Below are 15,039 nucleotides of genomic sequence, written 5' to 3' on the forward strand. Positions count from 1 at the left end.
AACTACGGTGTTTTCTGGTTTGCGTGGTTGTGGTGGGGGGGGGGGGGGGGGGGGGTGGGGGGGGGGGGGGGGGGGGGGGGGGGGGGGGTGCCGCCGCCCCCCCCCCCCCCCCCACTCGGAGACCGATTGTTAACAGGGGGCCCCTCCTCTACCGCAGGCGTTAACAAGGGGCCCTTCCTTGCACGTCAGCGGCGGGGGTTGGGCGTGATCCGCGGCAGGACGTACGGCGGCCCGGCGAAGATCAGGTCGGACTTCAGCTCCTGGTACGCCCGCTTGGGCTGGTAGTTCTCGTCGTAGATGGTGGCCAGGCCCTCGGGCGGGTTGTTGAACCAGTTCGGCACCCAGGAGTACTTGTCGGTGAAGCCCCAGACGGTGAACGAGATGCAACTGCGCACGGCGAGGCAGGCCTTCATCAGCACGCTGAAGTTGGCCGCCGATGCCTGCAACCTGGGGTTGATCTCCGCCGAGTCGCCGGCCTGGACCGCCTCGGTCATCTCGCTGCGGACGTCGACCTCGGTGAACGCGGTCGCCAGGCCGAGCGCGGTGAACCTCTTCAGCGCGTCGGTCACCTGGAGGGTGTCGTAGTTGCCGTACTGGGTGCCGAGGTGGCCCTGGCTGCCGACGCCGTCGATCGGGACGCGCTCGGCGAGCAGGCCCTTGACCATGTCGTAGACGAACTGGGTCTTGTCGTTGGCCGGGTTACCGGAGCCGAACGCCTCGATGTTGTAGTCGTTGTAGAACAGCAGCACCTTGGGGTCGGCGGCGCGGGCCCAGCGGAACGCGTCGGCGAGGTAGCCGGGGCCGAGGTGCTGGGCCCAGAAACCCTTGTAGTGCAGGGTGGGTGGGTTGTCCCAGGGGTCGCTGACCGCCTCGTTGACCACGTCCCACTGGGAGATCTTGCCCTTGTAGCGGCTGACCACGGTGGTGATGTGCTTGCGCAGCAGCTCGCGCAGCTCCTGCGTGCTGATGGAGCCGTCGGCGACGCCGCTGGTCAACCATCCGGGCAGCTGGTTCTGCCAGACCAGCACGTGGCCGCGTACGGTCTGCTTGTTGCGTTTGGCGAAGTCGACGAGCTGGTCGGCCGGGCCCCAGTTGTAGTTGCCGCGGGTGGGCTCCAGGCTCTCCCACTTCATCACGTTCTCGGCGGTGACCGAGGAGAACTCGGTGGCGGCTATCTGGCGGTACTGCGGGTCGTTGGCGTTGTTGAGCGCGGCCATGTCGACCGCGGTGCCGATCTGGAGGCCGTGGCGCAGGCCGAGCGTGCGCAGGCTCTGCGCGGTCGGGTCGTAGGGCCGGCTCGCGGTGGCCTGCACGGTGTTCAGCGCCGTGACGGTCGCGACGGCGACCGCGCCGACGGCCATCCATCGTCTCAGCTTCATCTGCCTTCCTTTCGAAATCCAATCGACGAGTGTCGATCTTGGAGGGCGGGACTCGGGCCAGGTCATGCTCGGGTTGGAAGCGGCGATCGGGCCGCGGCTGCCGAGGGCTCGGGCCGATCGCGGGTGACGCCGATAGTTCCAGATGGAAACCGGAAACTTGGTCGAAACATTAGGGCCATCGATGCCCTCGGTCAACCACGAATGCTTCCGGAAATCCACTGTGTGGGCTGCTGGAGCCGTCAGCCACGAGACCGGAAACTTCCGGGGTTGCCAGGCCGCAGCACGGCCTCGCCGATCGGTGGGCGGGCCGGCGGCGCCGCACCGCCGGGGCTCGACCTGCCACGGGAGCGGGTGCGGACGGACGTTTCGTCCCGGGTGGAGCCGGCGGTGGTGTCGGGCCGGGCGGAGGCCGCCCGGCCCGGGTCGGTCGGGTCGGGGTCAGTGTTCGAGATAGGTGGCGTGGTCGAAGTCGGCGTAGCGGCCGTCCCCGCCGAGGTCCTGCACCCAGAGCCCCAGGAACGAGCCGGTGAAGCCCCAGGCGGCGGGTTCGCCGTCGATGATCAACGCGGCGTGCTCGTCGGACAGGATGGTGGCGTCCAACTCGACGGGCACCGGCTGCCAGCCGTGGCCCAGGTCGTAGGCGAAACGCAGCACCGGGCCGTCGAACGTCACCCGCAGGCCGACCCGTCGGGCGCCGCCGGCGTCGACCGTGAGCTGCGGGTACGCGGTGCGCCGGCCGCTGTCGCAGCTGAGCAGCTCCAGCACGATCCGTCCGTCGTCGGCGCGGGTCAGGTAGAGGTAGTGCCAGTTCTGGGTGTTGTAGTAGCCGGTGATCCCGGCCAGGTGGCGGTGGTCGCCGGGGTCGAACTCGACGACGGTCTCCAGCGAGCAGTGTGCCGCCCCCGCCCGCCGCGCCACCAGGCTCGGCGTCTGCTTCCCGACCGGCGACTGTCCACCATAGACGCGCAGGTGTGACGCACGGGACCGCAGGTCGATCCAGTCGTCGGTGGCCGGCCGGCGCAGGGTCGACCACCGGGTGGCCAGCTCGGGCGTTTCGAAGTGGTCGGTGGCCGGTTCGTCGGGCCACGGCTGGGCCGGCAGGTCCGGGGCGGGGATCTCGTCGGCCGGGACGCCGCCGGGGATGCTGGGCCAGCCGCCCGCCGACCAGTCGACCTTCTGCATGGCGGTCTCCCGGCCGAGCACGCAGTTGCCCAGCGGGGTGTAGGGGCGGCCCACCAGGTGGGCGAGGTACCAGTCGCCGTGCTGGGTGCGTACCAGGCTGCCGTGGCCGGCCTTCTGCAGGGCGAGGTCCGGCCGGCCGACGGAGCTGAGCAGCGGCCCGGCCGGGTCGACCTCGTACGGGCCGAACAGCTCGCGCGAGCGGGCGACCGTGACCTGGTGCTCCCAGCTGGTGCCGCCCTCGGCGGTGACCAGCCAGTACCAGCCGTCGTGGCGGTAGAGGTGCGGCCCCTCGGTCAGGCCGACCGCAGTGCCGGTGAAGATGATCCGGGCCTGGCCGACCAGTCGCCGCCGGGCCGGATCGTACTGCTGGATCTCGATGCCGCCGAAGCGGTCGCGGCCCGGTCGCCAGTCGGCGCTCATCGACAGCAGCCAGGTCGTGCCGTCGTCGTCGTGGAACAGCGAGGCGTCGAAGCCGTGCGAGTGCAGCCGCACCGGGTCCGACCACGGGCCGGTGACGGCCGGCGCGGTGGTGAGGAAGTTCTGCGCGTCCCAGTACCCGCTGGCGAAGCTGGCCACGTCGCTGTAGACGAGGTGGAACAGCCCATCGTGGTAGGTCAGGTCCGGTGCCCAGATCCCATTGGAGTCGCCGCAGCCGCGCAGGTCGAGCAGGCGGCGTTCGGTGACGATGCCGCCCAGGGCGCGCCAGTGCACGAGGTCCTTCGAGTGGTGCACGCGTACGCCCGGATACCACTCGAAGGTCGAGGTGGCCAGGTAGTAGTCGTCGCCGACACGCAGGATGGACGGGTCCGGGTGGAAGCCGGTGAGCACTGGATTGCGGATCGACCGGGCTGTGGCCACGTCTGCGATCTCGGTCGACATGTTCGACTCCTTCACGTTCTGATCCCGGTGTTTTTCCGGAAATCTCCACTCCGGAAGCTCCAGAATTCCGCTCACCGTATCGGCTGAGGTCCGCTTGCGACACCCCCTTGACCGCACGCGTCAACGCGTCGTAACGTGCCGGCCATCAATCGAAAATACCGGCAGCGGGCTGAAACTTCCGGGGCCGTGCTTCCGCACCTTCCGCCGACTGTGGCGGCATTCCGAGCACCTCAGACGTTCTCGAAGGGATGAACCATGACAGCGCACATCTCCCGCAGGTCGCTGCTGGGTCTGGCCGGCATGGGCACCGGCGCGCTCCTGCTCGGCGCCTGCGGCGGCGGGGAGTCCAGCGACCCGGACGGCCCACAGACGATCAACTGGTGGCACATCCAGAACACCGAGCCCATGCTGCCGGTCTGGGCGGAGATGGCCAAGGAGTACGAGACCGCGCACAACAACGTCAAGGTCGAGATCCAGCCGCTGGAGAACGAGGCGTTCAAGGCCAAGCTGACCACCGCGACCCAGGCCGGCTCACCGCCGGACCTGTTCCAGTCCTGGGGTGGCGGCGTGTTGCAGCAGCAGGTCGACGCGGGTCTGGTCAAGGACATCACCAAGGACGTGGAGCCCTGGGTCGGCGAGTTGCTGCCGGCGGCGCTGCAGCCGTACACCCTGGACGGCAAGATCTACGGCATTCCGTTCGACGTCGGCATGATCGGCTTCTGGTACAACAAGGACCACTTCGACAAGGCCGGCATCACCTCGCCGCCGACGACCTGGGCCGCCCTGCTGGACGCGGTCGGCAAGCTCAAGGCCGCCGGCACGGTGCCGGTCGCCCTCGCCGGTAAGGACAAGTGGCCGGGGCACTACTACTGGGCGTACCTCGCGATGCGCATCGGTGGCCTGGAGGCGCTGAAGCAGGCGGCCGAGCAGAAGAACTTCGACACCCCGGACTTCGTGGCCGCCGGCGAACGGTTCAAGGAGCTGATCGACCTGCAGCCGTTCCAGCGGGGTTTCCTGGGCGCGGAGTACGGCTCGCCCGACGGTCAGGCCGCGACGATGGGCAACGGCGGTGCCGCGATGGAGCTGATGGGCCAGTGGGCTCCCGCCGTCCAGGCGTCGTCGTCGACCAGCAAGAAGGGCCTCGGCGACCGGCTCGGCTTTTTCACCTTCCCGACCGTCGACGGCGGCAAGGGCGCGGGCACGGACGCCTTCGGCGGCGGCAACGGCTTCGCGGTCGGCCGCAACGCGCCGGCCTCGACCGTGGACTTCCTGCGGACGCTGCTGGAGGTGGGCAACCAGCGCAAGTCCGCCGAAACCGGCGCCGTGCTGCCCACCAACAAGGCCGCCGCCGACGGGATCAAGGACCCGAACAACCAGGTCGTCGCGGCCAGCCTGGCCAGCGCGACCGGCTTCCAGCTCTACCTCGACCAGGCGTACCCGCCGGCGGTCGGCCAGCAGATCAACGACAGCGTCGCCGAACTGGTCGCCGGCACCAAGCGGCCGGACCAGATCGTCAAGGACATCACCACGGTGGCGAAGAGCCAGTAGCGATGCCGGCAAGCCGAACCCCGTACGACGATCGAGTGGAGCGGGCACGATGAGTCCCTCACCGGTGACCGGTCTGCGACGCGACGTCGCGGTGCCCGAACTTGCGCCGGCGGTCCCGGCGGCCCACCGTGGCCGCCGGGGCCGCCCCCGCGGTCTGGTCACCATCGCCCTCTTCCTGGCCCCGGCCCTGGTGCTGTTCCTGCTGCTGGTCATCGCGCCGATCGTGGTCGCGGCGTACGCCAGCATGTACAAGTGGAACGGCTTCGGCCTGCCGGAGGACTACGTCGGCCTGGACAACTTCACCCGGGCCTTCAGCGACCCCGTCTTCCAGGGCGACCTGTGGCGGGCAGGGATCCTGATCGTGTTGTCGCTGCTGATCCAGCTGCCCGCGTCGCTCGGTCTGGCGATGCTGCTCAACCAGCCGCTGCGCGGCCGCAGCGTCTACCGGCTGCTGTTCTTCGCCCCGTACGTGCTCTCCGAGGTCACCACGGCGGTGCTGTTCACGCTGGTGTTCTCGCCGAACCGGGGGCTGGGTGACGCCCTGTCGGGTCTGCTCGGGGTGGAAGCTGTCTTCGCTGACCCGGACACCGTGCTGTTCGCCCTGTTCCTGGTGATCTCCTGGAAGTATTTCGGCTTCCACATGATCCTCTACCTGGCCGGCCGGCAGAACATTCCCCGGGAGCTGACCGAGGCCGCCACCACCGACGGGGCGACCAGCTGGCAGGTCTTCCGGCACGTGACGCTGCCGCTGCTCGGGCCCACCATCCGGATCAGCATCTTCCTCTCCGTGATCGGCACCATCCAGCTGTTCGACATGGTCTGGGTGCTCACCGGCGGTGGGCCCATCCACGCCTCGGAGACCATGGCGGTGACGATGTTCCAGCACGGCTTCCGCCGTTTCGAGGTCGGCTACGCCAGCGCGATCAGCATCATCATGTTCCTGCTGAGCCTCGTGTTCGCCCTGTTCTACCAGCGGGTCGTCATGCGCCGGGACACCGAGGGCGCGATCACCACCAGGGGAGTCCAATGATGACCGCGCCGAAGCCCGCGCAGCGGACCCGCCACCTCGGACTGCACCTGGTCTCCGTCGCCATCGGCGCGCTGATCGTGGTGCCCGTGCTCTTCGGCGTACTCGGCGGTTTCAAGGACAACGGGCAGCTGTCGACCAACCCGCTCGGGCTGCCGGACCCGTGGGTCTTCGAGAACTACGTCGGCATCGTCGGTTCCGGGGTGTTCTGGCGGCAGCTGGGCAACAGCACCCTCATCGCGCTGGCCACCGCCGTCGTGGTGGTGGGCGCCGCGGCGATGGCCTCGTTCGTCTTCGCCCGCTTCGCGTTCCGCGGCCGGGAGCTGCTGTTCACCCTGTTCGCGGTCGGGTTGATGTTCCCGTTCGCGGTGGCCATCCTGCCGCTGTTCATCCTGCTGCGCAGCATGGGCCTGCTGGACAATCCGCTCGGCGTGATCCTGCCGCAGGCCGCCTTCGGGCTGCCGGTCACCATCATCATCCTGCGCCAGTTCTTCCGGACCATCCCCGCCGAGGTCGAGGAGGCGGCGACGTTGGACGGGTGCACGGCCTTCGGGTTCTTCTGGCGGATCCTGCTGCCGATGGCCCGGCCGGCGTTGGCCACCGTGTCGGTGCTGGCGATCGTGGCCAGTTGGAACAACTTCATGCTGCCGCTGGTCGTCTTCACCGACCAGAGTTGGTGGACACTGCCCGTCGGGGTCCAGGCGTTCCAGGGCCAGTACGCTGACGACACCGCCCGGGTGCTGGCGTACGTCGTACTGTCCATGGTTCCGGCGCTGGGCTTCTACGCCGTAGCCGAACGTCAGCTCGTCGGCGGTCTGGCCGGCAGCGTCAAGGGATGAGCGAGCAGAGGGAGGGCACCGCGTGGCTGCCAACGACAACCGGACAGTGACCATCGCCGCGATCGCGCGCCTGGCCGGGGTTTCGGTGCCGACGGTGTCGCGGGTGATCAACGGTCGTTCGGATGTGGCCCCGCAGACCCGGGAGCGGGTGGAGGAGCTGCTGACCCGGCATGGCTACCGGCGCCGGCCGCCGAGCATGCGGGCGAGTTCCGGCCTGCTGGATCTGGTCTTCCCTGACCTCGACAGCCCGTGGGCGGTGGAGATCATCCGGGGTGTGGAGGATGTCGCCCACGCCGCAGGGGTGGGCACCGTGGTCTCCGCCATCCACCGCCGTACGTCGTCGGCCAAGCAGTGGCTCGACAACATCCGGACCCGGTCCACCGAGGGCGTCATCTTCGTGACCTCCACCCTCGAACCGCCGCAGCAGGCCGATCTGCGCCGGCTCAACATTCCCGTGGTGATCGTCGACCCGGCCGGTGTGCCGGCCCAGGACGCGCCGACGATCGGCGCCACCAACTGGGCGGGCAGCCTGCGGGCCACGGAGTACCTGATCGGTTTGGGGCACCGGCGGATCGGATTCATCGCCGGACTGCCGCAGCTGATGTGCAGCCGGGCCCGGATGGACGGCTACCGCGCGGCGCTGGAGACGGCCGGCATCCCCATCGACGACCGGCTGATCCAGCCGGGCAACTTCTATCACGAGGCCGGTTTCTCCGGTGGGGTGCGGTTGTTGGGGTTGGCGGATCCGCCGACGGCGATTTTCGCGTCGAGTGACCAGATGGCGTTGGGTGTGTACGAGGCGGTGCGTCAGCGGGGGCTGCGGGTGCCGGACGACATCAGTGTGGTCGGGTTCGATGATCTGCCGGAGGTGCGGTGGTGTTCGCCGCCGTTGACCACGGTGCGTCAGCCGTTGGCGGAGATGGGGATGTTGGCCGCGCGGACGGTGTTGCGGCTGGCCAAGGGCGAGAAGGTGGAGAGCCCGCGGATCGAACTCGCCACCGAACTCGTCGTCCGTGACAGTGCGGCGGCACCTCGGGGTTGACGGCCCGCTGGTCGACCGGCCCGGCGGCCACCCCGGGCCTGCCGGCCGGTTCCGTGTGACCTGCGCCAACTACCGGTAGGCGTGCGAAAGTTCCGGCACTAGGGTGTGGGACGGCAGCCGGCCGCCCGTCCCGGTTGCCCCTGGTCGCCGTACGGGCTGTCGCCGTATCGGCTGGGTTAGGGAGTGCTGTGGCTGCCAGAGACACCCGCAAGGTCACCATCTCGGCGATCGCGGACCTGGCCGGGGTTTCGGTGCCCACGGTGTCGCGGGTGCTCAATGGTCGGTCGGATGTGGCCCCGCAGACCCGGGAGCGGGTGGAGGAGCTGCTGACCCGGCACGGTTATCAGCGCCGGCCGTCCAGCGTGCGAACGAGTTCGGGCCTGCTGGATCTGGTCTTCAACGACCTGGACAGCCCATGGGCGGTGGAGATCATCCGGGGTGTGGAGGACGTCGCGCACGCCGCCGGAGTGGGCACCGTGGTCTCCGCCATCCACCGCCGCACCTCCTCCGCGCAGCAGTGGCTCGACGGCATGCGCCGACGCGGCACCGAGGGCGTCATCTTCGTGACCTCGATGGTGGAGCCGCCGTTGCAGGACGAGCTGCGCCGACTTGGCGTGGCGCTGGTCGTCGTCGACGCCGACGGCCTGCCGACCCGGGAGGCGCCGACGATCGGCGCCGCCAACTGGGCCGGCGGCCTGCGGGCGACGGAGTACCTGATCGGTCTGGGGCACCGGCGGATCGGATTCATCGCCGGGCCGCCGCAGCTGATGTGCAGTCGCGCCCGGATGGACGGTTACCGGGCCGCCCTGGAGGCTGCCGGGCTGGCCGTGGACGACGATCTCGTGTGCCCCGGGGACTTCTACCACGAGGCCGGTTTCTCCGGTGGGGTGCGGTTGTTGGGGTTGGCGGATCCGCCGACGGCGATTTTCGCGTCGAGTGACCAGATGGCGTTGGGTGTGTACGAGGCGGTGCGTCAGCGGGGGCTGCGGGTGCCGGACGACATCAGTGTGGTCGGGTTCGATGATCTGCCGGAGGTGCGGTGGTGTTCGCCGCCGTTGACCACGGTGCGTCAGCCGTTGGCGGAGATGGGGATGTTGGCCGCGCGGACGGTGTTGCGGCTGGCCAAGGGCGAGACGGTGGAGAGCCCCCGGGTGGAGTTGGCCACCGAGCTCGTCATCCGCGACAGTGCGGCCCCACTCGGGTAGCAGCCGATCGATAGTCTTCCGGAAGTTGTTGACGCCCGCCCGGCTTCTGCCCTCGGCAGATCCGCTGAGGGTGAACGGGGTTCCTGACCAGCACAGACGACCGGCAGGGTGGACGGCATGAGACTTCTCATGCTGGGCGGGACGGGATTCGTGGGCGGGGCGACGGTCGCCGAGGCGGTCCACCGTGGCTGGTCGGTAACCGTGTTCAACCGGGGGCGGCACGGGGCGCCTCCGCAGGGCGTACGGCGACTGGTGGGTGACCGGACGGCGGCCGACGGGCTGACCGCGCTGGCCGGTGGTGAGTGGGACCTCGTCGTCGACACCTGGGACGGCGCACCCCGGGCCGCGCAGGCGACGGCGCGGGCCCTGGCCGGCCAGGTCGGCCACTACGTCTACGTCTCCAGCGCGTCCGTCTACGCCCCGCCGGTGGCGGCCGGGGCGACCGAGCAGGCCCCGGTGGTCGACGCCGACCCGGGCGCCGTCGACGGCGACTATCCGACGCTGAAATCCGGTGCCGAGCGGGCGCTGCGTGAGGTCTTCGGCGACCGCGTGCTGCTCGCCCGGGCCGGGCTGATCCTCGGCCCGGGGGAGGACATCGGCCGGCTGCCGTGGTGGCTGACCCGCGTCGCCCGGGGCGGCGACGTCCTCGCACCCGGCCCGGCCGACCTGCCGGTGCAGTACGTCGACGTCCGGGACCTGGCGGCCTACCTGCTGGACGCCGGAGCCGCGCGCCGCGGTGGAGCGGTCAACGTGGTGAGCCGGCCCGGGCACACCACCACCGGTGAGCTGCTCACCGCCTGCCTCGCGGCCACCGGCGCCGACGCCCGACTGCGCTGGGCCGACCCGGAACAGCTCCTCGCCGCCGGCGTGGTGCCGTGGAACGATCTGCCGATCTGGATCCCCGCAGGCCACGAGTACCGGTGGATGCAGCAGCTCGACGTCGGCCGCGCGTACGCCGACGGGCTGACCTGCCGGCCGGTGGCCGACACCGTCACGGACACCTGGTCGTGGCTGCGCCGGGTCGGTGCCGTCCCGGCCCGAGCCGGGCGGCCGGCCCGGGCACCGGTCGGCCTCGACCCGGCCCGGGAAGCCGCCCTGCTCGCCGCGATCGGCGTGGAACAGCCGGTCCCGATGCCGCCCGGGTGACGCCGGATCGACCTACGCCAGGCGCACCGGCAGGTCCAGCACCTCGTCGACCCGGCGGCGGGGAGTGGGCTGCCCAGGCTGGCCGTACCCGATCCGCATCACCATCTGCGGGGTGCCGAACCGCCCCAGCGACATCCGCAGCTGCTCCCGGGCCGGCGGCACCTCGATCGGCTGGGACATCATCGACACGGACAGCCCGGCGTCGGTGGCGGTGAGCAGCACCCGCTGCAACGCCTGGCCGGCGACGACCTGGTCGACGGCGGTATTGCCGGCCGAACCGAGCACCGCCACCAGCGGCTCCGGTTCGAAGTCCCGGCCCGGGGCCCGCTGCGCACCGCCGAAGCCCCGCGACGGGAGCAGGTCCTGCGGCTCGGCCTGCGGGCCGCCGGCGGCTGCCGGTACCCCGTCGGGCGCGTGCGCGGCGCGTACCCACGCCTCCCGCTCCGCCCGGTAGGCCGGGTCACGTTCGAGGACCCGGTGCGCGCTGTGGGCGATCTCGGCGAACGCGTTGACCGCGCTGACCCCGATCAGCAGCTCCAGCCAGCCGTGCTCGGCCCGGGCCGCCTCGCCGAGCTGCCAGCGGGCGTCGGCCGGCACCGGGTCGGGCCAGAACGGGGCACGGTTGCTGAACCGGCGGGGGATGGCCGCGTACAGGTTCTGCTCGGCGGGGGTGGGCCGGCGCGGCAGGTCCGGCAGCAGCCGGGCCACCACGTCCGGTTCCGCCGGGTACGGGCGTAGCCGGACCATTGCCGGGGTGCCCGCCACCGCCAGGGCCAGGCGCAGGTTGAACAGGGCCGCCCCGCCGGCGACGCGGGCACCCCAGCCGCTCGGGTCGGTGGCGGGTAGCCGGCGGGCCGGGTCGACGAGCACCTCGATCCCGCCGTCGCGCAGCCGGAACCGCCACGGCTGGACGTTGTGCAGGGACGGCGCGCGGATCGCATCGGTCGCGGCGGCCCGAAGCTGTTCGACGGTGTAGCCGGTTTCCATGGTCCTGCCCCCTCACGCTCGCCCGGTACACCCCCACGGTGCCTCCCGACCACCCCCTCCGAGCAGGGCCACACGTCCCGTCCCCCCAGGACCCCCACCACCCACCTCATCCCCGTCTCGCTCGGTTGATCATGAAGTTGGCGGGTGGTGTGGAGATCGAAGTCCCCGCCAACTTCATGATCAACAGGGTGGGTGGGGCGGGTTGGGACCTTTGGCCCGTGCGGGGAGGGGGTGGGAGCGGGTAGAAAAGGGGGATGATCCGGGTTTTCCTGCTCGACGACCATGAGGTCGTCCGTCGTGGCCTCGCCGACCTGTTGCACGCCAGTGGCGACATAGAGGTGGTCGGCGAGTCCGGCTCGGCCCAGGAGGCGGCCCGCCGGATCCCGGCGCTGCGGCCCGACGTGGCGATCCTCGACGCCCGGCTGCCCGACGGCAACGGCATCGACGTCTGCCGCGACATCCGGGCGGTGGACTCCTCGATCAAGGGACTGATTCTCACCTCGTACGAGGACGACGAGGCGCTGTTCGCGGCGATCATGGCCGGTGCCTCCGGGTACGTGCTCAAGCAGATCCGCGGCACTGACCTGGTCGACGCGGTGCGCCGGGTGGCGGCCGGCCAGTCGCTGCTCGACCCGGCGATCACCACCCGGGTGCTGGAGCGCATCCGCAGCGGCGTGGAGCAGCCCCGCGAGCTGCAGTCGCTCACCGAGCAGGAGCGGCGGATCCTGGAGTACGTCGCCGAGGGGCTGACCAACCGGGAGATCGCCGGCAAGATGTTCCTGGCCGAGAAGACGGTCAAGAACTACGTCTCCAGCGTGCTGGCCAAGCTCGGCCTGGAACGGCGCACCCAGGCCGCAGTGCTGGCCACCCGGCTGCTCGGCAAGACCCACTGACCCGATTCACCGAGCGCTCGGCCGGTCCGGTCAGTCGCGCAGGGGGACCGACCAGTGCAGTTCGGTGCCGTGTGGGTGGGCCGGGCGTACCTCGAAGGTGCCGGCGTGGCGTTCGGCGCGCTCGCGCAGGTTCACCAGCCCGCCCCGGGCGGCGGCCGGATCGCACCCCACCCCGTTGTCGGTGACCACCAGGGTGAGTCGGGTGGCGTCGACGCGTACCGCGACCGACACCGCCGACGCCTCGGCGTGGCGTACGGCGTTGGACAGCGCCTCACGGAGCACGGCGGTGAGCTCGGGGCGGATCGGGTCCGGGACGGCGCTGTCGATCGGCCCGGTCAGTTCCAGCCGTGGCCGGAAGCCCAGCGACTCCGCAGCCACCTCCATTGCCTCGCGGATCTCGGTGCGCAGCGCCGCGCTCACCGGACTGCGCAGCTCGAAGATGGTGCGGCGGATGTCCTTGATGGTGGCGTCCAGGTCGTCGACGGCGGCGTTGACCCGCTTGGCCAGCTCGGGGCGGCCGGCCAGCGGGACCGCGCTCTGCAACTGCAGGCCGGTGGCGAACAGCCGCTGGATGACCACGTCGTGCAGATCCCGGGCGATCCGCTCGCGGTCCTCCAGGACCACCAGCTGCTCCCGTTCCTCCTGGCCGCGGGCGCGTTCCATGGCCAGCGCGGCCTGCCCGGCGAAGCTGCCCAGCAGCACCACGTCGTCGTCGGTGGCGCCGCCGTGCTCAACCCCGTACGCGATGACCAGGACGCCGTGCAGCGTGTCGGCGGTGGCCAGCGGGGAGATCACCGCCGGCCCGGTGTGCAGCACCGCCGGCCAGGGCGCGGCGTGGGCGAGGTCGTCCACCGAGTCGTGCCGGCCCTCGGCGATCGAACCGGCGAAGCTGGTGTCGGCGGCCGGCAGCACCGTGCCGACCAGCGCGCGGGCCTGGGCGCCGGCGCCGTCGACGACCTCCACGGTGAAGTGGTCGGCCTCGTCGTCGTAGAGCAGCACCAGGGCCAGCTCGGCCTCGGCGACCTCCCGGGCGCGGCGGGCCACCAGCGTCAGCGCGTCGGTGCGGCGTACCTCGCCGAGCAGCAGCGAGGTGATCTCCGCGGTGGCGGCCAGCCAGCGTTCCCGCCGGTGGGCCAGCGCGTACAGCCGGGCGTTCTCGATCGCCACGCCGGCCGCCGCCGCGAGCGCCACGACGATCTCCTCGTCGTCCTCGGTGAACTGGGCGCCGCCCTGCTTCTCGGCCAGATAGAGGTTGCCGAAGACCTGGTCGCGGATGCGCACCGGCACCCCGAGGAAGGTGTGCATCGGCGGGTGGTGCGGCGGGAACCCGTAGGACCGCGGGTGCTGGGTGATGTCCGGCATCCGCAGCGGTTTCGGGTCGTCGATGAGCAGGCCGAGCACGCCCCGGCCGTGCGGCAGGTCACCGATCTTCGCGTGCAGCTCCGGGGAGATGCCGTGGGTGATGAAGTCGTGCAGCATCCGGTCGGGGCCGACCACGCCGAGCGCGCCGTACCGGGCGCCGGCCAGTTCGCAGGCCGACTCGACGATTCGTTGCAGGGTGCTGCGCAGATCCAGGTCGGTGCCGATGCCGACGACCGCGTCGAGCAGGGCGCGCAGCCGTTCCCGGCTGGTCATCACCTCGCCGACCCGGTCCAGCATCTCCTGCAGCAGCTCGTCCAGGTGGACCCGGGACAGCGGGCTCAGCCCGAGCGAGGGTGGCTCGTGCCGGGGGTTCGGTGCGCCGACGGTCACCCGGCGATGCTATCCGGCGTCGGTCACGCGCCGCCGTCCACCGCCGAGGTGTCCACCACCTGCTCGCGGGGCAGTCGCGGGGTGTGCGGCGGGCCGGCGTGGGCCGGGTCCGCGATGCCCAGGCGCAGCACGAGGTACGGGTAGCCGAGCCCGGCCAGCACCTGGCGCAGGGTCTGCCGGGTCGCCGGCACCTCCACCACCCCGCTCAGCGGCACCGCGGAGACACCCAGCCGGGTGGCGGTCAGCCAGGCCGCGGAAAGTGCCTCACCGGCGCGCAGCCAGCTCACCGGCTCGTCCTCCTCGCCGTACAGCAGCCCGTACGACGCCGCCTGGTCGTGCCCCGGACCGACCGGCAGGGTGCCCGGGCGGCCGAAGTCCCGGCCCGGCACGGTGGTCTGCGGGGGCTGCTCCGGCAGCACCTCCGGGGTCAGCCCCATCCCGCCGGCGCGGCTCGTCCAGTAGTCCAGCTCCTCGCGCAGCTGCGAATCCTCCGCCTCGACCGTGGCGGCGTGCGAGGCGGAGGCCGCCAGTTGCAGCACCTGGTCGCGGTCGAGGATCTCCAGGCGGGCGCCCTCCCGGCCGGCGGCCGACGCGATGGCGCTCAGCGTGTCGTCGGCGATCGGCTCGCCGCTGACCGGCCGCCGGTCGGTGTGCCGCACCTGCATGCACTGCACCATGCGCATCGCGTCCGGGTCGGCGCCGATGGGCTGCGGGTCGGTCAGCCGGGCGAGCAGGTCGGGATCGGCCGGGTCGGGCATCCGGTGGACGGTCGCCGTCCAGCCCTCGGCGGCCAGCGCCAGCCGGGCGTGGTGCAGCGCCGCACCGCAGCTGAGGGTGAGCAGCTCACCCTCCGGGTCGGTCGCCGCCAGCTGGCGGTCGCGGGCCACCCGCAGCTCCAGCGCGTCGGGCAGCACCCGCCAGCGCCACGGCTGGGTGTTGTGCACCGACGGCGCGTGACCGGCCATCGCGGCGGCCTCCGCCAGGGCGGTGGTCAGCGGGCGGTGGGTAGCCGGCGTCTGGTGGCTCATCGTCACGACCTTTCCGTGTGTCCCCATCGTGCCGTACCTCGGTACGGCCGTGGGGCGGGTCCAGTTCATCCTGCGTGAGGAGCCGGCCGCACGCACGGCCCGCCGGTCCTGTCCGGACGGGCACTCCGGCCC

At 71.3% G+C, this 15,039-nt stretch carries 12 protein-coding genes; 7 read left to right on the forward strand and 5 right to left on the reverse strand.

All coding sequences use genetic code 11. The annotated features are described in order from the left end of the window. Window positions 1-185: 185 nt before the first annotated feature. The gene (locus AB0M52_RS00825) at window positions 186-1,379 is read right to left on the reverse strand and encodes an endo-1,4-beta-xylanase (protein WP_363946981.1); all 1,194 of its coding nucleotides are present in this window, start codon (window positions 1,377-1,379) and stop codon (window positions 186-188) included. 438 nt (window positions 1,380-1,817) lie between these two features. Continuing rightward, window positions 1,818-3,440 carry a glycoside hydrolase family 43 protein gene (locus AB0M52_RS00830; RefSeq protein WP_363946984.1) on the reverse strand — a complete coding sequence of 541 codons (1,623 nt, stop codon included), beginning with the start codon at window positions 3,438-3,440 and terminating at the stop codon, window positions 1,818-1,820. A gap of 255 nt (window positions 3,441-3,695) precedes the next feature. On the opposite strand from AB0M52_RS00830, the gene AB0M52_RS00835 reads away from it, so the two are divergent. The 6 genes from AB0M52_RS00835 (at window position 3,696) to AB0M52_RS00860 (ending at window position 10,247) form a co-directional block, all read left to right on the forward strand. After that, window positions 3,696-4,988: an extracellular solute-binding protein gene (locus tag AB0M52_RS00835; RefSeq protein ID WP_363946987.1), complete on the forward strand. Its 1,293-nt coding sequence runs from the start codon at window positions 3,696-3,698 to the stop codon at window positions 4,986-4,988. A gap of 49 nt (window positions 4,989-5,037) precedes the next feature. After that, entirely contained in the window at window positions 5,038-6,018 is a 981-nt protein-coding gene (locus AB0M52_RS00840; protein WP_363946990.1) for a sugar ABC transporter permease, read from the forward strand. After that, window positions 6,018-6,854, forward strand: a complete 837-nt coding sequence (locus tag AB0M52_RS00845) for a carbohydrate ABC transporter permease (RefSeq protein ID WP_363946993.1) — start codon at window positions 6,018-6,020, stop codon at window positions 6,852-6,854. Before AB0M52_RS00840 ends, AB0M52_RS00845 begins: the two co-directional genes overlap by 1 nt. Window positions 6,855-6,876: 22 nt before the next feature. Continuing rightward, a complete protein-coding gene (locus AB0M52_RS00850; protein WP_363946996.1) occupies window positions 6,877-7,896 on the forward strand; it encodes a LacI family DNA-binding transcriptional regulator in 1,020 nt (339 codons plus the stop codon). 188 nt (window positions 7,897-8,084) lie between these two features. Continuing rightward, window positions 8,085-9,101, forward strand: coding sequence for a LacI family DNA-binding transcriptional regulator (locus AB0M52_RS00855; protein ID WP_363946999.1), 1,017 nt, complete (start codon window positions 8,085-8,087; stop codon window positions 9,099-9,101). Window positions 9,102-9,218: 117 nt separating this feature from the next. Beyond that, complete coding sequence (locus AB0M52_RS00860) at window positions 9,219-10,247, forward strand: reductase (protein ID WP_363947002.1); 1,029 nt, start codon at window positions 9,219-9,221, stop codon at window positions 10,245-10,247. Window positions 10,248-10,259: 12 nt separating this feature from the next. Here AB0M52_RS00860 and AB0M52_RS00865 read toward each other — a convergent pair whose 3' ends face one another. Then, a complete protein-coding gene (locus tag AB0M52_RS00865; RefSeq protein ID WP_363947005.1) occupies window positions 10,260-11,234 on the reverse strand; it encodes a nitroreductase in 975 nt (324 codons plus the stop codon). A 254-nt stretch (window positions 11,235-11,488) separates the two neighbouring features. On the opposite strand from AB0M52_RS00865, the gene AB0M52_RS00870 reads away from it, so the two are divergent. Continuing rightward, window positions 11,489-12,127 (forward strand): response regulator transcription factor, encoded by a 639-nt coding sequence (locus AB0M52_RS00870; RefSeq protein ID WP_363947008.1) that lies wholly within the window; start codon window positions 11,489-11,491, stop codon window positions 12,125-12,127. 30 nt (window positions 12,128-12,157) lie between these two features. Here AB0M52_RS00870 and AB0M52_RS00875 read toward each other — a convergent pair whose 3' ends face one another. Beyond that, window positions 12,158-13,831: a GAF domain-containing sensor histidine kinase gene (locus tag AB0M52_RS00875; protein WP_363947117.1), complete on the reverse strand. Its 1,674-nt coding sequence runs from the start codon at window positions 13,829-13,831 to the stop codon at window positions 12,158-12,160. Window positions 13,832-13,902: 71 nt separating this feature from the next. Next, window positions 13,903-14,907, reverse strand: coding sequence for a nitroreductase family protein (locus AB0M52_RS00880; RefSeq protein ID WP_363947011.1), 1,005 nt, complete (start codon window positions 14,905-14,907; stop codon window positions 13,903-13,905). Window positions 14,908-15,039: the final 132 nt, after the last annotated feature.

The sequence above is a fragment of the Micromonospora sp. NPDC051296 genome (assembly GCF_040682255.1).
Taxonomy (GTDB): Bacteria; Actinomycetota; Actinomycetes; order Mycobacteriales; family Micromonosporaceae; genus Micromonospora; species Micromonospora craterilacus.

Coding starts and splice junctions, on each gene's coding strand:
- AB0M52_RS00840 (WP_363946990.1), top strand. CDS start 5,038: ATGAGTCCCTCACCGGTGACCGGTCTGCGACGCGACGTCGCGGTGCCC.
- AB0M52_RS00865 (WP_363947005.1), bottom strand. CDS start 11,234: ATGGAAACCGGCTACACCGTCGAACAGCTTCGGGCCGCCGCGACCGAT.
- AB0M52_RS00825 (WP_363946981.1), bottom strand. CDS start 1,379: ATGAAGCTGAGACGATGGATGGCCGTCGGCGCGGTCGCCGTCGCGACC.
- AB0M52_RS00860 (WP_363947002.1), top strand. CDS start 9,219: ATGAGACTTCTCATGCTGGGCGGGACGGGATTCGTGGGCGGGGCGACG.
- AB0M52_RS00870 (WP_363947008.1), top strand. CDS start 11,489: ATGATCCGGGTTTTCCTGCTCGACGACCATGAGGTCGTCCGTCGTGGC.
- AB0M52_RS00880 (WP_363947011.1), bottom strand. CDS start 14,907: ATGAGCCACCAGACGCCGGCTACCCACCGCCCGCTGACCACCGCCCTG.
- AB0M52_RS00845 (WP_363946993.1), top strand. CDS start 6,018: ATGACCGCGCCGAAGCCCGCGCAGCGGACCCGCCACCTCGGACTGCAC.
- AB0M52_RS00830 (WP_363946984.1), bottom strand. CDS start 3,440: ATGTCGACCGAGATCGCAGACGTGGCCACAGCCCGGTCGATCCGCAAT.
- AB0M52_RS00835 (WP_363946987.1), top strand. CDS start 3,696: ATGACAGCGCACATCTCCCGCAGGTCGCTGCTGGGTCTGGCCGGCATG.